21 protein-coding genes are annotated in these 20,732 nt (G+C 45.8%); 9 read left to right on the top strand and 12 right to left on the bottom strand.

What is annotated here, in order from left to right:
- Positions 1-223 precede the first annotated feature (223 nt).
- Together ICN36_RS01530 and ICN36_RS01525 are read right to left on the bottom strand one after the other, a co-directional pair.
- Entirely contained in the window at positions 224-1,840 is a 1,617-nt protein-coding gene (locus ICN36_RS01530; RefSeq protein ID WP_216226858.1) for a peptide chain release factor 3, read from the bottom strand.
- Between the two features lie 68 nt (positions 1,841-1,908).
- Entirely contained in the window at positions 1,909-2,646 is a 738-nt protein-coding gene (locus tag ICN36_RS01525; protein ID WP_216226857.1) for a pseudouridine synthase, read from the bottom strand.
- 101 nt (positions 2,647-2,747) lie between these two features.
- Between ICN36_RS01525 and ICN36_RS01520 the strand changes: the two genes are divergently transcribed.
- Positions 2,748-4,076, top strand: coding sequence for a dicarboxylate/amino acid:cation symporter (locus ICN36_RS01520; RefSeq protein ID WP_216226695.1), 1,329 nt, complete (start codon positions 2,748-2,750; stop codon positions 4,074-4,076).
- Between the two features lie 2 nt (positions 4,077-4,078).
- On the opposite strand, the gene ICN36_RS01515 is transcribed toward ICN36_RS01520, so the two are convergent.
- Genes ICN36_RS01515 through can form a run of 4 tightly spaced genes read right to left on the bottom strand, consistent with a single transcriptional unit; the run spans position 4,079 to position 7,853 of the window.
- The gene (locus ICN36_RS01515; protein ID WP_216226694.1) at positions 4,079-5,497 is read right to left on the bottom strand and encodes a protein kinase; all 1,419 of its coding nucleotides are present in this window, start codon (positions 5,495-5,497) and stop codon (positions 4,079-4,081) included.
- Between the two features lie 5 nt (positions 5,498-5,502).
- A complete protein-coding gene (locus ICN36_RS01510; RefSeq protein WP_216226693.1) occupies positions 5,503-6,255 on the bottom strand; it encodes a metallophosphoesterase in 753 nt (250 codons plus the stop codon).
- 25 nt (positions 6,256-6,280) lie between these two features.
- On the bottom strand, positions 6,281-7,165 hold the full coding sequence (locus ICN36_RS01505; RefSeq protein ID WP_255531189.1) for a lipid A biosynthesis acyltransferase: 885 nt from the start codon (positions 7,163-7,165) through the stop codon (positions 6,281-6,283).
- A gap of 16 nt (positions 7,166-7,181) precedes the next feature.
- Entirely contained in the window at positions 7,182-7,853 is a 672-nt protein-coding gene (gene can / locus ICN36_RS01500; protein WP_216226691.1) for a carbonate dehydratase, read from the bottom strand.
- 22 nt (positions 7,854-7,875) lie between these two features.
- On the opposite strand from can, the gene ICN36_RS01495 reads away from it, so the two are divergent.
- On the top strand, positions 7,876-8,172 hold the full coding sequence (locus tag ICN36_RS01495) for a DUF167 domain-containing protein (protein ID WP_216226690.1): 297 nt from the start codon (positions 7,876-7,878) through the stop codon (positions 8,170-8,172).
- Positions 8,173-8,187: 15 nt separating this feature from the next.
- Here ICN36_RS01495 and ICN36_RS01490 read toward each other — a convergent pair whose 3' ends face one another.
- The gene (locus tag ICN36_RS01490; RefSeq protein WP_216226856.1) at positions 8,188-9,084 is read right to left on the bottom strand and encodes an aspartyl/asparaginyl beta-hydroxylase domain-containing protein; all 897 of its coding nucleotides are present in this window, start codon (positions 9,082-9,084) and stop codon (positions 8,188-8,190) included.
- 157 nt (positions 9,085-9,241) lie between these two features.
- Between ICN36_RS01490 and ICN36_RS01485 the strand changes: the two genes are divergently transcribed.
- The gene (locus ICN36_RS01485) at positions 9,242-9,607 is read left to right on the top strand and encodes a hypothetical protein (RefSeq protein WP_216226689.1); all 366 of its coding nucleotides are present in this window, start codon (positions 9,242-9,244) and stop codon (positions 9,605-9,607) included.
- Positions 9,608-9,684: 77 nt separating this feature from the next.
- Positions 9,685-10,005, top strand: coding sequence for an HU family DNA-binding protein (locus ICN36_RS01480; protein ID WP_150114176.1), 321 nt, complete (start codon positions 9,685-9,687; stop codon positions 10,003-10,005).
- 88 nt (positions 10,006-10,093) lie between these two features.
- Here the strand turns inward: ICN36_RS01480 and rodA are convergent, their stop codons facing one another.
- Genes rodA through ICN36_RS01455 form a run of 5 tightly spaced genes read right to left on the bottom strand, consistent with a single transcriptional unit; the run spans position 10,094 to position 15,667 of the window.
- The gene (gene rodA, locus ICN36_RS01475) at positions 10,094-11,245 is read right to left on the bottom strand and encodes a rod shape-determining protein RodA (RefSeq protein ID WP_216226688.1); all 1,152 of its coding nucleotides are present in this window, start codon (positions 11,243-11,245) and stop codon (positions 10,094-10,096) included.
- Complete coding sequence (gene mrdA, locus ICN36_RS01470; RefSeq protein WP_216226687.1) at positions 11,227-13,134, bottom strand: penicillin-binding protein 2; 1,908 nt, start codon at positions 13,132-13,134, stop codon at positions 11,227-11,229. Before mrdA ends, rodA begins: the two co-directional genes overlap by 19 nt.
- Positions 13,135-13,142: 8 nt before the next feature.
- Positions 13,143-13,667, bottom strand: a complete 525-nt coding sequence (gene mreD / locus ICN36_RS01465; protein ID WP_216226686.1) for a rod shape-determining protein MreD — start codon at positions 13,665-13,667, stop codon at positions 13,143-13,145.
- Complete coding sequence (gene mreC / locus ICN36_RS01460) at positions 13,664-14,599, bottom strand: rod shape-determining protein MreC (protein WP_216226685.1); 936 nt, start codon at positions 14,597-14,599, stop codon at positions 13,664-13,666. Before mreC ends, mreD begins: the two co-directional genes overlap by 4 nt.
- Before the next feature lie 24 nt (positions 14,600-14,623).
- The gene (locus ICN36_RS01455; protein WP_068319852.1) at positions 14,624-15,667 is read right to left on the bottom strand and encodes a rod shape-determining protein; all 1,044 of its coding nucleotides are present in this window, start codon (positions 15,665-15,667) and stop codon (positions 14,624-14,626) included.
- Positions 15,668-15,726: 59 nt separating this feature from the next.
- On the opposite strand from ICN36_RS01455, the gene gatC reads away from it, so the two are divergent.
- From gatC to ICN36_RS01430, 5 genes are read left to right on the top strand one after another with little or no spacing between them, the layout of a single operon-like run.
- Positions 15,727-16,020, top strand: coding sequence for an Asp-tRNA(Asn)/Glu-tRNA(Gln) amidotransferase subunit GatC (gene gatC / locus ICN36_RS01450; protein ID WP_216152607.1), 294 nt, complete (start codon positions 15,727-15,729; stop codon positions 16,018-16,020).
- The gene (gene gatA / locus ICN36_RS01445) at positions 16,017-17,534 is read left to right on the top strand and encodes an Asp-tRNA(Asn)/Glu-tRNA(Gln) amidotransferase subunit GatA (protein WP_216226684.1); all 1,518 of its coding nucleotides are present in this window, start codon (positions 16,017-16,019) and stop codon (positions 17,532-17,534) included. Before gatC ends, gatA begins: the two co-directional genes overlap by 4 nt.
- Complete coding sequence (gene gatB / locus ICN36_RS01440; protein WP_216226855.1) at positions 17,534-19,003, top strand: Asp-tRNA(Asn)/Glu-tRNA(Gln) amidotransferase subunit GatB; 1,470 nt, start codon at positions 17,534-17,536, stop codon at positions 19,001-19,003. Before gatA ends, gatB begins: the two co-directional genes overlap by 1 nt.
- 50 nt (positions 19,004-19,053) lie before the next feature.
- Positions 19,054-19,728 carry a DUF484 family protein gene (locus ICN36_RS01435; RefSeq protein ID WP_216226683.1) on the top strand — a complete coding sequence of 225 codons (675 nt, stop codon included), beginning with the start codon at positions 19,054-19,056 and terminating at the stop codon, positions 19,726-19,728.
- On the top strand, positions 19,709-20,710 hold the full coding sequence (locus tag ICN36_RS01430) for a tyrosine recombinase XerC (RefSeq protein WP_216226682.1): 1,002 nt from the start codon (positions 19,709-19,711) through the stop codon (positions 20,708-20,710). Before ICN36_RS01435 ends, ICN36_RS01430 begins: the two co-directional genes overlap by 20 nt.
- Positions 20,711-20,732 lie beyond the last annotated feature (22 nt).

The raw sequence follows: 20,732 nt of genomic DNA, 5'->3' as shown, positions 1-20,732 counted from the left end.
GCTTGCGCTGCGGTGTACACTGATGCATCAGATGCAAATCACGTGACTTTTCTCAATAGCAGCGGTGAGTCGATCGACCAGTTAACTCAGAAGGCCAGCGCTTATTGTGCCCAGTATGGCAAGGTTGCCTCATTTAGGAGTAGCGATAATCAGCTCGTTGTCGTCTTTGATTGCAAAGCAACGCGTTAATCAATAGGCCAATCTAGAAATTGAACTTCCCTTATTAACCAGCCAAATCGGATTGATAAATTAGGCCGGCATGCTCTCTGAGGGCATGGAATTGAATGGACTCCCAGCGTTGTTGGGCAACGTCTAGCTCTGATTTGTGTGACGCCAAGAATACGGAGGCACCGACAACATCTTCTGCCATCCTGTGGATATTTTCTTGGGTAAATTTTTTCAACGCTACAGGATCATCTGAGCTAACCCAACGCGCCAAGTTATAACGGGCTGGTAAAAGACGAACTTCAGCACCATATTCAGTCTGGAGACGATGGCTTACCACTTCAAATTGGAGCTGGCCAAATGCGCCAAGTAGCATAGTGCCGCCTGCCATTGGCCTAAAGACCTGAATCGCACCTTCTTCACCCAGTTGCATCAGTCCAGTGCGCAGCTGTTTTGAGCGCAATGGATCTGCAGACTCAACCATGCGGAAAATTTCTGGAGCGAAGAATGGCAAGCCAGTAAATTGCAATTGCTCCCCTTCAGTCAGGGTATCGCCTAAGCGTAGTAAGCCGTGATTAGGGAGACCGATGATGTCGCCCGGAAAGGCCTCATCCAAAATATCGCGCCTTTGTGACAAGAAGGAAAGCGCATTGTTGGTGCGCACCTCTTTGCCATTTCGGCAAATCTTTAATTTCATGCCGCGCTGAAAATGTCCAGAGCAGATGCGTAAAAAAGCAACACGGTCGCGATGTGCTGGATCCATGTTTGCTTGAATCTTGAACACTACCGCTGAGAATTTATTTTCTGCAGGACTTACTTCTCGTTGCAATGCTTTACGTGATCCTGGTGATGGCGCAAGCTCAACTAATGTGTTGAGAATCTCGCGCACGCCAAAGTTATTGATCGCAGAGCCAAAGAAAACGGGTGACTGACGGCCTGCCAAGAAGGCTTCAAGATCAAATGCTGGCATCGCTTCTTTGATTAACTCTACTTCAGTCAAGGCGATTTCAAGGTCAGTACCAAGTCGCTCTTTAAGAGCTGGGTCATTTACATCAACCACAGCATGAGAATCTTCAGTGACACGATCCTCGCCGGCTTTAAACATCCGCATACGCATGTTGGCAATATCGATAACACCTGCAAAAGATTTACCCATGCCTACTGGCCAAGTAAAAGGAACCACTTCAATACCAAGCGCTGTTTCAATCTCATCCATTAATTCCATCGGAGGCTTGACCTCGCGATCCATCTTATTAATGAATGTGACGATAGGTGTGTTGCGTGCGCGGCAAACTTCAAGCAAGCGCAAGGTTTGAGATTCAACGCCATTAGCAGCATCGATGACCATGAGTGCTGAATCAACAGCAGTAAGAACTCGATAGGTATCTTCCGAGAAATCCTGGTGCCCCGGCGTATCTAATAGGTTAATGATGCAATCGCGATACTCCATCTGCATCACCGAGCTTGCTACAGAAATACCCCGCTGCTTTTCAATCTCCATCCAGTCAGAAGTTGCATGACGACTTGCTTTGCGAGCTTTAACGCTTCCCGCAATTTGAATAGCTCCTGCGTAAAGCAATAACTTTTCAGTAAGCGTCGTTTTGCCCGCATCCGGGTGAGAGATGATGGCAAAGCTGCGGCGTCTAAGTACTTCTGCGCCTGGAGTGCTGGAGATAAGAGTTTCGATGGGAATTCTGCGCTGATTAATCTAGGTTCGAACGCAATTATAAGCGTGCGAGGCCTTCAAAATTGCTCTTCAGGCCTTACATAGCGCCATTGGCCAGGGGGAAGTGGGCCCAATGAGATGCGGCCCATTCTGACGCGTTTGAGACCTATTACTTTGAGGCCAACCATTTCGCACATCCTGCGAATCTGACGTTTGCGTCCTTCTCGTAATACAAAACGCAGTTGATCTTCATTTTGCCAACTAACTTGCGCAGGCTTTAGCTCTACACCATCAAGCGAGAGGCCATGGCGCAGACGATCTAAATCTTCGAAAGAAAGTAATCCCTCAACGCGTACTAAATATTCTTTTTCGATGGGACTATTTTCGCCAATCAATAATTTGGCAATGCGACCATCCTGAGTTAGGACTAACATGCCAGTGGAGTCAATATCTAGACGGCCTGCAGGAGCCAACCCCTTAGTATTAAAGCGAGGGTTTCTGCCCTTATCCATCGGACTGGCAAAGTAGTTTTCGGGGGTGATCAATGAAGCAGCCGGCTGGTATTCCTGTTCATCGTCATAGTGAGATATGTAACCAACAGGCTTGTTGAGAATAACGGTAATGCGAGATGCTTGTTGCGCTTTGGCGCCTGATTGCAATTCAATCTTTTGATGGCGGAACGCACGCGTACCCAGCTCATTGACTACTTCCCCGTCTACGGTCACTAAACCTTGCTCAATATAAGAGTCTGCTTCTCGACGTGAGCAAAGACCTAGCTCTGAGAGTAATTTTGAGACGCGTACTTTTTCTTCCATCCCTGCATTATCCGGTATGAAGGCCATTTCCTAGTCTAGAGTTAATATGTAGTCAGCCGAGATAAAAAATGCCTGCAAGTAACTAAATAAAGGATATCGAAATGACCGTTACATTAAAAAAACCACCTTTTTATAAAGTCCTTTATTTTCAAGTACTTACAGCAGTTGTAATTGGTGTTTTATTGGGCCATTTTTACCCTAGCTTGGGTACAGAAATGAAGCCTTTTGGTGATGCCTTCATTAAAGGTATCAAGATGTTAATTGCCCCCGTTATTTTCTGTACGGTAGTGCTTGGTATTGCCGGCATGGAAGATATGAAGAAGGTTGGTAAAACCGGCGGACTAGCCCTTTTGTATTTTGAGATCGTAAGTAGCATTGCTTTGGTGGTGGGGTTGGTCGTGGTTAATCTGCTCCAGCCAGGTGCGGGCATGAACATCGATCCAGCAAGTTTGGACACCAAAGGAATTGCTGCATATACCGGGCCGGGGAAGATGGGCACCACCACCGATTTCTTAATGAACATCATCCCGAGCAGTGCAGTAGATGCATTTGCTAAGGGTGAAATTTTGCAAGTCCTTTTCATTGCAATATTGTTTGGATTTGCACTGCATAAGTTCGGCGGTCGCGGAACATTGGTGTTTGACTTAATTGAAAAATCATCACACGTTCTTTTTGACATGATTGGCGTCATCATGAAGTTTGCGCCTATTGGCGCTTTTGGCGCAATGTCATTCACTATTGGTAAATATGGCATAAGTTCTTTGTTCTCATTGGGTAAATTAATGGGTGCGTTTTATTTAACCTGCTTACTCTTTATATTTATCGTCTTGGGGCTCATTGCGCGATTTAATGGGTTTAATATTTTTAAATTCGTTCGCTACATTAAAGAAGAGCTATTAATTGTTTTAGGGACCTCATCCTCTGAATCTGTCTTGCCGCGCATGATGGAAAAAATGGAGCTATTGGGCGCCAAGAAAACCTGTGTTGGTCTCGTCATTCCAACAGGGTATTCATTCAACCTAGATGGCACTTCTATTTATCTGACTATGGCCGCAGTATTTATTGCACAAGCAACCAATACGCCTATGACGCTTATGCAAGAGGTCACACTTTTGCTGGTGCTGTTACTTACATCTAAAGGCGCTGCAGGTGTAACTGGTAGCGGATTTATTGTGTTGGCAGCCACTCTTTCTGCCGTCGGAGATGTGCCGGTTGCAGGTTTAGCGATTATCTTGGGCATTGATCGCTTTATGTCCGAGGCACGGGCATTAACTAATTTGGTTGGCAATGGCGTGGCCACTATTGTGGTTGCTAAGTGGACTGGCGAATTAGACCAAAAGCAATTAACAAGCGTACTAAATCGCGATAACTGGATTGAGGCGCAAGAGCCTGAGCTTATCTTGGATCAAAAGCAAGACAAAATGCGCTGAGTTTAAGTCCTGACAATATGCACGCTGCAGGGGGCTTCCTCGACAATCTTAGTCATGGAAGTTCTCCAAGGCGTTACTTTGTTGGGTAGCTTATGTGATGCCCCAATCAAAATAAGAGATGCGTCATTGTCTTTAGCAAACTCTACGATTCGAGAGGCGGGATCAAGAGCCTCTAGTACGTGATAAGAAATTCTTTCTGGCGGTAGCTTAAGTGGTTTGGCCCAAGCCATCAGTTGTACTAAATGACCGCGCACAATTCCGCTCGCGGTTTCATTTTCTTGATTACCTTCAAAGGTAGGGGTGCTACTAATAGTGCTCAAGCAAATTAAGCGGCTTTCAGGATAGGCCTGTAATAAATTTTTTGCAGTGATTTGCATGCGTTCACGCAAATCTTCATCTGACTGACGTGTATCGATCGCCGCAATCATCAGGGGGGCATCAAAATTGCCCATACTGGGACGCGGGCTAGGAGAGGGCTCATAGCCCGCAGCTTTGAACATGCCTTTGAGGTTTTGCCAAAAGCTAGGCGGCTCAACTCGGTCGGCACGCTCAGTGAGCGTAACACCCTCTGGGTCTCGTAACACTTGGCGTAAACGCGCGGCACTTTGATAACGATCTGCAGCCCTCGGCTCTAAGCACCTGAGCACAACCTCTTGTAACCAGCGAGGGATTTCTCTGCGAATAGCGCGTGGAGGAAATGGTTCAGCCCACATTCTTTTGCGAAGACCGCTCATGGTTTGAGGGTTGTCAAATGGCAGTTCACCAGTCAGCAACTCATACATAATTGCGCCGATTGAAAAAATATCGCTACGAGAGTCTGAGCGAATGCCGACCACTTGTTCTGGAGAAATGTATGGTGCTGATCCAACGCCTTTGCGCATTTCTTCTGCGAGTAAGTCTGGGTAACGGGCGTGATGCGATAAACCAAAATCAATGAGCGTTAGCCTGCCTTTGGCATCGACCAAAATATTTTCAGGCTTGATATCTAAGTGAATGGCATCTTGTGAGTGCAAAGACTGAACGGCTTGTGCAAGATCTGCGCCAATGCGAACAACTTCATCAATCGTAAATACTTTTCCTTCCTTAATGTAGTCCTCTAACGGGCGACCTTCAACCCTTTCCATTGCAATATACGGATGCGTGGCCATATTGCCAGATCCTAAATATTGAGGAACATAAGGACTTTTTAGTGAGCGCAAGATCGTAAGCTCGGTTTCAAAGCCGATCAAGCTTTCCACAGGCTGGTCTTTGCCAACGCGTGGAATCTTTAGCAGTATAGGTACGTCAATGCCTTCTTTCGTTGCTGAAAAGAGGCTAGCCATTCCGCCGCGATGCACTTCTTTGCCCAAGACAAAACCGTCAACTACTTTGCCCTCTTGGAATATATCGTCTACTGCTTCAATATCTGTCTTGATTGCCATTAATTTTATTTGCCGGTAATAAGGCGATTTGCCAGATCTTCTGGCAGGCCGGCGCGACGTACCTTATCTGCGGCAGTAAAGTAGTCGTAGGCCTCACGATGAAATGTGAGTACTTCAGACTCCGGTTCAAATACTGCAAAACATGCTTCAGGATTGCCATCTCTAGGCTGACCAAGCGAGCCTACAACTCCTACCCATTGGCGATGGTGAAGTACAGGTATTTCGTCGCCAGGGTGTGGTGCAAAGCGAATCAATTTCCCAACGGCGCTTTGATAAAAAAGTGCTTGCTCGTGCGCATGACCAACAAAGGTATAACTTTTCCCAGAGTTTTGTGCGCATTGCCATGCACTCATGCTGTCAGTAATGTAATTCCAGTCAGATGGATTGTGTGCTGAAGCATGCACAAAGCAGATATTTTCTTCTTGAACTATGAGCGGAAGATTCTTAAGAAAATCTACATGATGATTTTTTAGTTGTGACTTAGTCCACTCAATTGCGGCGTTGGCATTTGCATTCATTTGATCGCGACTATCTTTAAAAATAGCTTCATCATGATTGCCTAGGATAGCAATTGCCTTTTTATCTTCCACGAGTGATGCGATACGATCAATGACCGCCACCGGGTCAGCGTTGTAGCCCACTAGGTCACCAATGAATACCATGCGCGTAACGCCAAGCTCCTCTGCCCGAGACATGCAGGCTTCAAAAGCTTCTAAATTACTGTGGAGATCGGCAAATAGCCCAATACGTTCAGTCATCCCCTAATGATAGGACAAATGACCTTTATTTAGAAGGGTTATAGGGGCTTGGGCCGCTATCTGGCGGGTTTTTGAAACGCTTGTGTACCCAATAGTATTCAGCAGGTCGAAGCCGAATCTCAGCCTCAAAATATTGATTCAGGCGTGCCGTGTCTGCCTTGGGGTCTGTCCCCGGAAAGTGTTCTATAGGCTTTCTAATTTCGCAAAGATAGCCAGATTCATCTGGCTTTAATGTCGTTGTCATTAAGCATACGTCTGCACCAGTAATTTTTGCCAAACGGGAGATGGTAGTGATGGTGTTGGTCTGAATTCCAAAAAAAGGGACAAATTCAGAATCTTTGAGGCCAAGATCAATATCGGGCGCAATGATGATGAAGTCTCCATTGCGAATTTCTCGAATGATTGCCTTCGCATTGCCTTGTCGATCAATGGAGTTGCCACCAAAACGATTGCGCCAATCAATAATCTTTTTATTGAAGAATGGATTTTTCATTCTTTGAAAAAAACCAGAAGTGCGCGGCCAATGTTTTTCTTTGGAAAGAGCGCTCAAAATAATGCTCCCCTCAATGCCTGTGAAATGCATATTGACTAGGATGCGCGGTTTTTTGCTCGAGAGATCTACTGCTGATCTCACTTCAATCATATTGCTGAGCTGTTTTGAGCTGCCGCACCAGATAATGCTTTTTTCTACTAGGCTCCGCCCAAGCAATCGCCAATGCTCCTTGGCAAGATCATCTATTTCGGTTGCGTTTAATTTTGGAAAACATAAATGGAGATTTGTTTTGACTACTCGATTTCTATCGCTCGGAATGCGAGCAGCTATATAGCCAAGGCCATAGCCAACAGAAACTAATAGCTTGTATGGGAGTATTGCAAGGAGCGCAAGAAAACCAACTCCCAGGTAGTTCAAAAATGACTTAAGCAAGTTAGTTGTGTTCTGATTCGTAGCGCTTTACTGATTTGGCATAACGCTCTGTCATCTCTTTAATAGAGCTACAAGACATTCCCAAATCATTTACTAAGCCAGTTTCTAGGCGGTAAGCCCAGCCATGTACAGTCAGATCTTGACCGCGGGCCCAGGCATCCTGCACGATAGTTGTTTCACATACGTTAACAACTTGCTCAATGACATTCAGTTCACACAGTCGATCTTGACGTTTGGGGGTTGGAATCGCATCACCCAAATAACGTTCATGTTTTTGATGTACATCTTTCACATGACGTAACCAATTGTCAGCTAGACCTACTCGCCTATCTGCTAGTGCTGCATGCACCCCTGAGCACCCATAATGACCAACTACCAAGATGTGCTTCACTTTAAGTAAATCAATAGCAAATTGAATAACAGACAAGCAATTCAAATCAGTATGAACAACTACGTTCGCAACATTTCGATGAACGAATAATTCGCCAGGCAATAAATTCACAATGTCATTTGCCGGCACTCGGCTATCGGAGCAACCAATCCATAAATATTCAGGGGCTTGCTGTGAAACGAGGCGCTTAAAAAAGTTGGCATCTTCTGCCACCATGCTTTCGGCCCAGGCGCGATTATTGGCAAATAGTTGCTCTAAAGCTAGAGAATTCTTCATCGTCATGGTTTCAGTTTAAAGTACTTTAATGACACCTAATTGGTTAAAACAAACCCCCACCGGAATTATCTTAGATTTACATTGCCAACCAGGAGCAAAGGTGACCAAGGTCGTTGGCCTGCATGATGGCTGCCTTAAAATTTCTCTCAAGGCGCCAGCCCTTGAAAATAAGGCTAATGAGCTTTTATTAGCGTGGCTTTCAAAGCAATTAAGGGTGCCCCAAAAGCAGATTCAATTTGTTTCCGGCCAAAACAGCCGTAAGAAACGAATAGAAATTTGGGGCCCTATTAGTCCAGAGCAAATTGTTCAGTTACTGAGTCCATAAAACTCAGGTTTGGGCTTACCAAAAAATAGCCCACAAAATTCCTAGAATAAGAACCCACTTACCCACGTAATATACGGAGCGATGTTTTGCTTTTAGCTTTTTAGCTTGCGCACGAAGATGGTAGAAATAGGTGAAGAGAATATTTACAAAACCTATTTTTTCACCTTCAACGTTTTGGGATGATGCGGCGCTCATGACATAACGCCCAAACCAACGATTAAATAGCTCGACTGCTTTGGTGTACACGGGACGCTCAACGTCGCAAAACAAGATAATTCTTTGTTGATCTGTTTCGTTTGCGGCGAAATGAATATAGGTCTCATCAAACATGACCGCTTCGCCATCTTTCCAGAAATAACGCTCGCCATCGACATTGATAAAGCATTTAGGATCATTGGGTGTCACTAGGCCAATGTGATAACGCAAGGAGCCTGCATAGGGATCACGGTGGCGTACAAGCGTTGCCCCAGGGGGCAAAGAGGCGAACATGGCAGCTTTGACCGATGGGATAGATTTTAGGAGGGCCACTGTTTTGGGGCATTTTGCTTGCGCTGATGGCACCTCTTTGCCATACCAGCAAAGGTGAAAACGCTTCCAGCCGGTGCGAAAGAAGGAATTAAAGCCAATATCGTTATATCCGGTGGCCGCTGCAATCGAGCCACCTTCTTGCAAAGAAAGCGCCTCTTGGCGAATCATTTCCCAATTATCTTGAATGGGTTTCATCTCAGGAAATTGACTTACTGGAATATAAGCTCCAGGCTTCACTTTCGAGAATAGATATAAAAGTGCATTTACTGGCGCTAATAGCACTTGATAGTCGGTAAGAGATCTGACAACCCCAAAACGAACTTTGCCGCGGAAATATACATAGATCGCAGAGGCTACAAAAATAAAAAAGATGATGTGGCGAATTTCCATGGGCTTTGTCTAAGTAAGGTAATTGCTAGTATTTTAATTTGTAAGTTACCGCTAATTAGACTATTTCTTCCGCTAGGATGCTCATATACTGCGTATAGAAGATATCAGGACCCGCTAAGGGTTTGTGTGTAGATTTACCAAGGAAATTCTGATGAATGGCTTTATAAAGTGGCTCTTAAGCCTTGTTTTAATTGGGTTAGTGGGTATTTCAGTCTATACATGGGGGATGCTAACTTGGAGCTACGGAAGTGGTGAGCGCGCAGGATATGTACAGAAATTCTCTAATCGTGGCTACATCTGCAAAACCTGGGAAGGTGAATTAGCCATGGTTTCTATGCCGGGCACAATGTCAGAAAAATTCTTCTTTACCGTGCCTGAAGATGCCGTAGCGCAGAAAATAAATGCCAATTTGGGTAAAAAAGTTGCCCTAAAGTATGAGCAGCACATTGGTTTGCCAACTACGTGTTTTGGCGATACCGAGTATTTTGTTTCTGATATCACCGTTTTGGATGAGTAATTTGTAGTCGCAGTAAAAAATTGCTGTAACGCAACTATATTTTTGTAATTTTTTGTGGTTAAAATCATGTAAGCGTAATGTGCGCTGACATCAATATCTATAAGGAGCTTCACTTGAACAAAGCCGAACTAATCGCAGCGATTGCTGACGACGCGGAGATTTCTAAAGCCAAAGCCGAATTCGCATTGAATTCTGCAATCGAGACAATCATTAAAGCTGTTACTAAAGGTGACTCAGTACAACTGATCGGCTTTGGTACTTTTGCTTCTGGCAAACGTGCTGCACGTATGGGTCGTAACCCAAAAACTGGCGAGCCACTCAAAATTGCTGCTGCGAAAACTGTTAAGTTTTCTGCTGGTAAAGCATTTAAAGATTCAGTTAACAAGCGTAAGAAGTAATTCTTCCTTTGTTGATAAAAAGCCCGGCATGCCGGGCTTTTTTATTTCCTCAGAATCAAAATAAATAAAAAGACAGTAGCTCGTTGAATTAACTTTGCACTAAACGACGGTGACGATGAATGCTCATCAGTATTCCCGCTCCAAATCCGAGCGTTACAAGTGCAGTGCCACCATAACTAATGAATGGCAGTGGCACACCAACAACTGGCAATAAACCACTCACCATGCCGATGTTCACAAATGCATAGGTAAAGAAAATTAAAGTAACTGCTGCACCCAGCAACCGTGTAAATAAATTGGGTGCACTTGCAGAGATGGCAAGACCGCGCTTAATTAGTGCGAAGAAAAGCCCTAGTAACACTAAGTTGCCCAGCAAGCCAAACTCTTCTGAAAAAACAGCAAATACAAAGTCGGTATGTTTTTCTGGAATAAATTCCAAATGCGCTTGAGTTCCCTGGAACCAACCTTTGCCAAAGAATCCACCAGAGCCAATTGCAATCATCGATTGAATTGTGTGGAAACCTTTGCCTAATGGATCGGTTGTAGGGTCTAGCAAAGTGCAGATACGGTGCTTTTGATAGTCATGAACAAATGGCCACACTACATCACGAGCGCAAATAGTGCTACCGAAAATAATGATTAACAAAATACCTACAACACCTAGTCCTACAAATGGCAGAATCCACTTCCAAGGCAATCCTGCCAAAATAATGACATAGAGCCCAGCAGCAAAAACAAGCAGTGCAGTTCCAAGGTCTGGTTGGCGCGCAATTAAAAAGACGGGGATTGCCAGAATGATTGCAGCAACGCCATAGTCCCAAGATTTTTGAATCCCTTCGCGCTTTTGAAAGTACCAAGCGAGCATTAGCGGCATTGCAATCTTCATAATTTCAGATGGTTGAATCACAACGCCGATATTGAGCCAACGACGCGCACCTTTTTTAATTAATCCAAATGCAGCTACAGCGATTAAAAGGGCAACACCAAACCCATAAATCCAAACCGCCCCCATCTCTAACCACTTAGGCGGAATGCGTGACACAACCCACATCACTACAAAGGAGAGTGCAAGATTGCGCAACTCATCTGTAATTTGAACGGGAGTATTTTGACTGGCGGACAAAAATGTAAAAAAACCAACAGCCGCTAAGCCAAGCAGAATAAGGCCTAGCTGGCGATCTAAACCAGAAAATATACTGAAGAAAAATCCTTTAACTTTTATTAAGGGGCTCTTTTCCATTCAGGAATCTCCTTAGGCCACTTGCCCTCTAAATAAAAATCCAACGCTTTGCGTGCAATTGGAGCGGCATATTGCGCACCAAAGCCCGCGTTCTCTACAACCATTGCAATCACAATGGTTGGTTTATCTGCTGGCGCAAAAGCAATGTATAAAGCGTGGTCACGTAAAAATTCTGCAGTGGAACCATGCTTATATTCTTTTGAATTCAAACTAAAGACTTGGGCGGTACCAGTTTTTCCGCCAACTTGATATCCAGTTCCTTTAAATGCTGCCGCAGAAGTGCCAGAGTTATTTACTTCAAGCATTGCCTTTTTAATTACTTCAATATTTTCAGCATTTAGATCGATGCGATAACTTTCTTTTGACGTGGTGAGCACTCTATTGCGTGTAAATGGATCTTCAATTGCTTTTACTAGGTGGGGCTTCATCACAATGCCGTTATTAGCAACGTTTGCCATAGCATGAGCTAGTTGCAAAATGGTAAAGGCGTTATAGCCCTGGCCAATGCCAAGAGAGATCGTTTCACCCTCGTACCATTTTTGCTGCTCAGGCTTATTAAAGGTATTTTTTTTCCACTCGGTAGAAGGCAAAACACCCCTTGCCTCACCTTGCAAATCGATACCAGTAATTTGACCGAAGCCAAGGGGCTTCATGAAATCGGCAATCATGTTTACACCCATATCACGGGCAAGCATGTAGTAGTAGGTATCGCAAGACTCAACAATCGACTTTTGCATATCGACAATTCCGTGCCCACCTTTTTTATCATCACGGAAAGTGTGATTACCAAAGTCAAAGTAACCAGGATCAGAAATAGTTTGTGATGGCGTACGCTTTTTATTTTCTAAGGCTGCAAGCGCCATAAACGGTTTGTAAGTTGAACCCGGTGGGTAGATGCCTTTCAGTGGACGGTTGTAGAGCGGCTTCTCTGGCGAGTCATTGAGCTCTTTCCAGGTTACGGAGTCAATGCCCTCAACAAAGTCATTCGGATTGAAGTTAGGCTTTGATACAAATGCCAATACATCACCGGTTTCGGGCTCAATCGCTACAAATGCACCACGGAAATTACCGTACAGTTGCTCGACTAAATATTGCAGCTTGATATCAACTGAGAGAACAACATTTTTACCGGGAACCGATGGCGAGCTTGAAAGCGTTCGCACTGGTTTGCCGCCCGCCGTAATTTCTACTTGATCGTATCCAGGAACGCCGCGCAAAACAGTTTCATAACTTTGCTCTAGACCAATCTTGCCAACGTACTGAATGCCTGGCAAAAAAGAGGTCTGCAATGCATCGGGATCATCTGCTTTGGCACCCTCAATTTCGGCCTGCATGCGCTCCTTATCTTTTTGGGAAACGCGGCCAATATAGCCAATCAGATGGGAGGCTAATTCGTTGTATGGATACTCCCGAAAGCTTCTGGCGCGGATTTCTACCCCAGGGAAGCGGTAGCGATTGGCCATAAAACGGGCTGTTTCGGTCTCGTTGAGCATGGAGCGCAAGGGAAAAGTCCCCATATTTCGGGAATCTTCAAGGGATCGCTTGAAATTACGACGATCTCGAGGGGAAATATCAATAATCTCAGAAAGATCGCTTATGAGCTGGTCAACATTCCCTTTTACCTCTTCAGCATTCACATCCAAGGTAAGCGCAGAATAATTTCGACCAATGACGATGCCATTACGATCAATTAAAAGACCGCGATTTGCAGGCGCTGGCACTAAAGCAATGCGATTACTCTCTGCCAGTAGCGCATATTTCCCATGGCTGACTAATTGAAGCCATACAAGGCGAGTAATGAGTAGCAAAAAGCAAAAGGTGACAAATAGAGTCGCAATATGAATGCGCTCTTGAAATGAGTCGAGATCCGGTTTTTTAAAAGAAACCATGCTACTTCTTAGAGTGGTCGATTGTGATCAACATCTATAGGACGACGCTGCGGTGCAAGCAAAATACGTGTAGCAAATGGCCATAGTATTGCTTCAATCAGTGCCTGAATGGCGCCCGTTAAGGCCCACCAATAGAGTTCGCCGCTGAGCAGCCAATGCGCCAATACCGGAAACAGCGATACCAATAAGAAAATAGGCAGCAGGTGCAGAGCTTGCGAGAGAACGGTAAGGGCGACGATGCGCCGATGCCAAGAGATGGCTACATAAGCAACGAGCGAATAACTAAAGGCATGTAGTCCCAATAAATCTGAATTGTGGACATCCATCATCAAGCCCAAAATGAAAGCGGTAATGACGCTGACATAGCGATGCTGATGAATATTCCAAAACACAATGCACAGAATTAACCAATCTGGTACCCAACCATAATTGCCTATAGGCAATAGATTTAGTAACAGCGCACAAAATAAGCTGAAATAAATAAAGACCGGATTTACCGGGCGCAAAATGTAGCCGCTCTGGAAATCGATCATTGCATTCCTCTTGCGCGGGTTTGGCGTCTGCCCGGTGTATTGGTCAAAGGTGCGCCAGAAGCGGATTTGTTATTTGCAGCTGGCGCCTTCGCATCAAACTGAGGGTCATACAATAGGGCAAGTGCCTGACGATAGCGATTGACTGCGGCAACCGGCACACAAAATACATTGGAAGAGTTTTTATCGGCGTTACGCTCAATTTTACTAATGACGGCTACCGCAAAGCCTGGCGGGTAAACACCATCAATGCCTGAGGTCAGCAAAATATCTCCAACCTCCAGATCACTTGCTACTGGTAAATAGCGAAGTTCAAGCGGATTTCCGCGTCCTGCGCCAAATACGGCAGCACGAAGTCCATTACGCGCGACTTGGACAGGAACCGCAAAATCGCGGTCTTCCAGCAGTGAAACCTCGGCCGAGCGTTCATACAGGCGGACTACCTGGCCCAGGATGCCAGAGTCATTGGCAATTGGGTTGCCAAGCTTGAGGCCGTCATTGCTGCCGCGATTAATAACGATGCGTTGTGAAATCGGATTGGGTGGATTAAATAGAATTTCTACAGGTAATGTTTTGAATGGAACCTGTTTTTGTAGAGTCATTAACTCACGCAGGTTTTGATTTTCCACCATCAAAAATTCAGATTGATTTGCGAGTAAAGAAAGCTCTGCTTGCCGCACTTTCATCACTTGGTTTTCTTGGTCGAGAGTGGATCTCGTTGTGAAATATTCAGATGTTGCTTCGAATGCATTTCGTGGCGCCATCATCACATATTCCAATGGGCGCAAAATCCAATTGACGTTATTACGGATTGGATCTAGTGCTTTAAAACGAAAATCGATCAGCATCAGAGCGATGCTGATCGACAGACAGACAATCAGTTTAAGTAAGGCCGGAATGCCCTGTCTGAAAAGTGGTGGAGCGCTATGTTGCAATTCCCTATTCGACGTGTATGTCGCTTACTCGTGCGAAAACACTCCGCCTAACTTATCCATGCGCTCAAGTGCGATACCGCAACCGCGGGCCACGCAAGTCAATGGATCTTCTGCTACATGAATTGGTAAACCAGTTTCTTCAAGTAAAAGACGATCAAGGTCACGCAATAACGCGCCGCCGCCGGTGAGCATCATGCCGCGCTCAGCAATATCGGACGCCAACTCAGGTGGAATCTGCTCGAGAGCCGCTTTTACTGCAGTCACGATTTGATTCAGTGGATCAGTCAATGCTTCCAAAATCTCATTGCTCGTAACAGTGAAGCTACGTGGAATACCTTCAGAAAGATTGCGGCCCTTTACTTCCATCTCACGTACTTCAGCGCCAGGAAAAGCAGAGCCAATTGTTTTCTTGATCAACTCAGCAGTTTGTTCGCCAATCAACATGCCATAGTTACGACGAATGTAATTGGTAATGGCTTCATCAAACTTGTCGCCACCAACGCGAACAGATCCTTTGTAAACCATGCCACCTAATGACATCACGCCAACTTCAGTCGTGCCACCACCGATGTCGACAACCATTGATCCGGCGGCCTCTGAAACTGGTAAGCCAGAACCAATTGCAGCTGCCATCGGCTCTTCAATCAAAAATACTTGTGATGCACCAGCGCCTAATGCAGATTCGCGAATCGCGCGACGCTCAACTTGAGTGGATCCACAAGGAACGCAAATGATGATGCGTGGGCTAGGCTTTAATAATTTGCTTTCATGCACAAGCTTAATAAATTGCTTGAGCATTTGTTCTGTAATGGTGAAGTCGGCAATAACGCCGTCTTTCATTGGGCGAATAGCCTCAATATTCCCTGGAACACGACCCAGCATCGCTTTTGCCTCTTTGCCGACGGCCAAAATGGTCTTTTTGCCGTTTGGGCCACCTTCTTGGCGAATTGCCACAACAGAAGGTTCATCAAGGACAATGCCCCGCTCACGCATATAAATTAAGGTGTTGGCGGTTCCTAGGTCGATGGCTAGGTCATTGGAAAAGTAGCTGCGGAAAAAACCAAACATGATGTAGTGGGAAAATAGAAAGTGTTAATGAAAATATATAGGAATGATACTCTCGTCCCATGAAACTTGATGATGTCCAGCGCATTGCGCACCTATCTAGGCTTGAATTAAATCAGGCAGAAGCTGAGGCAGTTTTGCCTCAATTGCAGGCTATTTTTTCCTTGGTTGAGGAAATGCAGGCCGTTGATACAACTGGTCTTGAGCCTTTGGCACACCCAATCCTCTTTTTGCGTGATTTGGCACAACCCATGCGTGTTGACCAGGTAACTGAGTCAGACCACCGCTCTGAAAACATGCAATCAGCTCCTGCGCAGCATGAGGGCTACTTCTTAGTACCAAGGGTGATCGAATGAGTTGGCACAACACTCCTATCGCCTTAATGGCAAAAGCGCTTGCCGCTAAAGAGGTCTCCAGTACCGAATTAACCCAGTACTTTTTGGATCGTATTGAGGCAGGAAAACAGTGGAATGCCTACCTTGATGTGAATACTCACTTAAGCTTGGAGCAAGCAAATAAAGCAGATCAGCTCATTTCTTTAGGAAAAGCTGGCAAGCTAACTGGTATCCCTGTAGCCCATAAAGATGTCTTTGTGACGCGCGGCTGGAAGTCAACTGCAGCCTCTAAAATTTTGTCTGGCTACCAGAGTCCTTTTGATGCCACTGTGGTGGCTAATTTGGGGATTCCGGATGAAAACAATCCCCATGGCGCTGGCATGGTTTGTTTGGGTAAAACCAATATGGACGAGTTCGCGATGGGCTCCTCCAACGAAAATTCTGCCTTTGGACCAGTCTTAAATCCATGGAATGCTGCTCACGTAGCTGGCGGCTCCTCAGGAGGTTCGGCTGCAGCTGTTGCTGCAGGCTTGGCACCGATTGCGACCGGCACTGATACAGGTGGCTCGATTCGTCAGCCAGCAGCGTTTTGCGGCTTAACTGGAATTAAGCCTAGTTATGGGCGCGTGTCACGCTACGGCATGATTGCCTATGCTTCTTCACTGGATCAAGCAGGCCCTATGGGCAAGACTGCCGAAGACTGCGCCTTGTTGCTATCCGCTATGTCTTCACATGATTCGCGTGATTCCACCTCATTGGCCGATTCAGGCGAAGACTATGGTCGCTACCTCAATCAGAATTGGAAAGAAGGTAATGCAAACCCTGCAAAACCATTAGAAGGTTTACGCGTTGGCTTGCCAAAAGAATTTTTTGCTGAGGGTTTGGCGGTGGATGTTGCGAAGTCTGTGAATGAAGCAGCGAAGCTTTTAGAAAATCTAGGCGCAACTTTGGTTGAGGTGAGCTTGCCAAAAACCAAATTATCCATTCCGGTGTACTACGTTTTAGCTCCAGCAGAAGCATCGAGCAATTTGAGTCGCTTTGATGGTGTGCGTTATGGATATCGCGCTAATGAATATCGCGATCTTAATGATATGTATGCCAAGTCACGCACTGAAGGCTTTGGCTCAGAAGTGAAGCGTCGCATCATGATTGGTACTTATGTTCTGTGCCATGGTTACTACGACGCTTACTATCTTCAAGCACAAAAAATTCGTCGCATTATTGCAGCGGATTTTCAGGCGGCATTTAATCAATGTGATGTCATCCTAGGGCCTGTAGCCCCTGATGTGGCATGGCGCTTAGGCGAGAAGTCAAAAGATCCGGTGCAAATGTATTTAGAAGATATTTATACGCTTTCAACGAACTTGGCAGGCTTGCCAGCTATGAGTGTTCCGTGTGGCTTTAATACAAACAATTTACCTATTGGTATGCAATTGATTGGCAACTATTTTTCTGAGGCACGCTTGTTACAAGTGGCCCATCAATATCAGCAAGCCAGCGATTGGCATTTGCGTCCAGCAAGCGAGGTGGCATGATGCAATGGGAAGTCGTCATTGGTCTAGAGACTCACGCACAGTTGCAAACGCAATCCAAAATTTTTAGTGGCGCAAGCACTCGCTTTGGTGCGGCACCAAACACGCAAGCGTGCGCAGTGGATTTAGCATTGCCTGGTGTGTTGCCAGTGCTGAACCGTCAAGCTGTTGAGCATGCAATTCGTTTTGGATTGGCTGTCAATGCGAAGATTTCGCCAGCAAGTATCTTTGCGCGCAAGAACTATTTTTATCCTGACCTGCCTAAAGGCTACCAAATTAGCCAGATGGAGATTCCAGTCGTCGTTGGTGGGCATCTCGAGATCTTGGTAGGTGATGAAGTGAAGGTAGTTGAACTCACACGCGCCCATATGGAAGAAGATGCTGGTAAGTCAGTCCATGAAGAAGGCTTTACAGGCCCCCATGGCGAGCCTTCCAGTGGAATCGATTTAAACCGTGCAGGCACGCCACTCCTTGAGATCGTGACTGAGCCGGTAATGCGCAGTGCAGCTGAGGCCGTTGCCTATGCCAAGGCTTTACATGGCTTGGTGGTCTGGCTGGGAGTTTGTGACGGCAACATGCAAGAGGGATCTTTCCGTTGTGATGCAAACGTTTCGGTTCGTCCTAAGGGCCAGGCCGAATTTGGCACCCGTTGCGAAATCAAAAACTTGAACTCTTTCCGCTTTTTAGAAGAAGCCATTCAATATGAAGTGCGTCGTCAAATCGAGCTCATTGAAGATGGTGGCACTGTTGTTCAGGAGACGCGCTTATATGACCCTGATCGCGGCGAAACACGCAGCATGCGTAGCAAAGAAGATGCTAATGACTATCGCTACTTCCCGGACCCCGATTTATTGCCAGTAGTAATTGATGACGCATGGATTGCAGATGTACGTAGCAAGATGCCTACACTGCCGGCCCAGTTGCGCGAGCAGTGGCAGAGCGAATTTGGTTTAAGCGCATACGATACGCAGTTACTTACTCAAGACCGTGATACTGCAAAAGTATTTGAAGACTTATTGGCGATCGTAGGCAAGCCATTGGCTAAGGCCGCAGCCAACTTAATTGCGGGTGAATTTGCCTCCTCTATAAACCGTGCTGGCATTACTACAGCAGATGCGCCATTAAAGGCTGACCATTTGGCGCCGTTGCTGACGCGTGTAGCAGATGGCACCATCTCCAATAAGATCGCAAAAGATATTTTTGCGATTCTTTGGGAAGAGGCTATAGCAGGCAAGACTATCAGCACAGTTGATCAAGTCATTGACGCTAAAGGATTAAAGCAAATTAGTGATAGTGGAGCAATTGAGGCCATCATCGATCAAGTCCTAACGGCCAACCAGAAATCAGTCGAAGAATTCCGCTCAGGCAAAGAGAAGGCATTTAATGCGCTCGTTGGCCAGATCATGAAGGCCTCTCAAGGCAAAGCAAATCCTGGTCAGGTAAACGAGCTTTTGCGTAAAAAACTTAGCTAACTAAATTTATAAAATTAGTAAATAAAAAAAGTAATTAGAGAAAGAAATACATGAGTGCAATTGATCCAAAGCAAGCCGAGCAAGAAGAGTTGGTTGCAGAGTGGTTACGTGTAACCCCAGGCTTCTTTGAGCGCTACGCCGATCTTTTTAATGAGATTCGGATTAAGCATCCCCATGAAGACCGTGCGATTTCTTTGCAAGAACGTCAGATGACGGTATTGCGAACACAAAACCAAGAACTTAATCGTCGCTTAAGTGAGATGTTGCACTTTGGTAGTCGTAACGATAAAACTCAGCAAAGTTTAGTTGCTTGGTTATTGCGCTTAATGAAAGCCAACAATAAAGCTGACGTAGAAGCTGCAATTACAGCTGGCTTGGCCGAAGTGTTTGAGGTGGAGTCTGCGCAATTACTATCGCCTAACTCTGCATTTGGTTCTTGGGTGGATACACCTCTATGCGGCTCTGCTAAAGAGTTAGCTGCTGCCAGCGTAGATTTGCTAGCAAGCCAAACAGCTATTAATCCTGAGTGGCAAAGCATGGTGGCTATTGGCTTGCCCTTAGGTAAGGGCATTGGTGCTACTCAATCGCCAGCTGTATTGCTATTGGCCAGCAAGGATGAGTCACGCTTTACAGCCGATATGGGTGCTTTCTACTTGCGTCAGATTGCCGAATTAACTGCTGCAGCTTTGGATCGTATCCAGGCTTATGAAATTAAAGGCGACTGATCTCGATCCACTCATGCAAGAGTATTTGCATGAGTTACATGTATTGCGTCAACTCTCGCCGCATACGCTCAAAGCATATGCCATGGATTTGAGCGATCTCCAAAATTTTGCCCTTGAAGATTCAATTGAGCTATTAAAAGTTAGCAATGGTCATGTACGTCGTTGGGCTGGGCGTCTGCATTCCAAAGGCCAATCCTCAAGAAGTATTGCGAGAGCACTTTCTGCATGGCGTGGTTGGTATGACTGGCTTACTGAAAAAGATGCAAGGCGCGATGCGCGTGCTGGCAAAGTGACTAGTAACTTAGTGGCTAACCCAGTTGATGACGTTAAGGCACCAAAGCGTTTGAAGTCTTTGCCTAAAGCGCTGTCGGTTGAACAGGCTCTTGCCCTGGTAAATCAGGCCGTGAAAGAAGCGGAAGAAAAAAAGGATTTGGAATCGATCCGAGATGCAGCGATTATTGATTTGCTGTATTCCTCGGGTTTGCGCCTTTCAGAGCTCTTGGGGATCGATGTGATGCAAAGCAAAGATCGCCAGCATGAGTCTGCTGGCTGGTTAGATTGGGATGCTGCAGAAGTAACAGTTTTAGGTAAGGGCGGTAAACGCCGCTCTGTCCCAGTTGGCATACCGGCCATGAAATCACTGGCCGCATGGCGAGAGTTGCGTGATGCTGGAAGTTATGCGGAAGAATCCATGGCCTTATTTTTATCAGCAACAGGAAAGCGCTTATCGCCGCGCACCGTGCAAGCAAGATTGCGGACTTTAGCAATGCGCGCTTGTCTGCCCACCCATGTTCACCCTCATATGATGCGCCACAGCTTTGCGAGCCATGTGCTGCAATCTTCTCAAGATTTACGTGCCGTCCAGGAGATGTTGGGGCATGCCAGCATCGCTAGCACCCAGATTTACACCTCCTTGGATTTTCAACACCTAGCTCAGGCATACGATAAAGCGCATCCACGCGCAAAGGCTGGCAAAGGCTGAGGAACTCGGTAATATAGAAGGT

This window comes from Polynucleobacter sp. UK-Gri1-W3 (assembly GCF_018881595.1).
Classification (GTDB): domain Bacteria; phylum Pseudomonadota; class Gammaproteobacteria; order Burkholderiales; family Burkholderiaceae; genus Polynucleobacter.
This window is presented reverse-complemented; position numbering and strand designations above follow the sequence as displayed.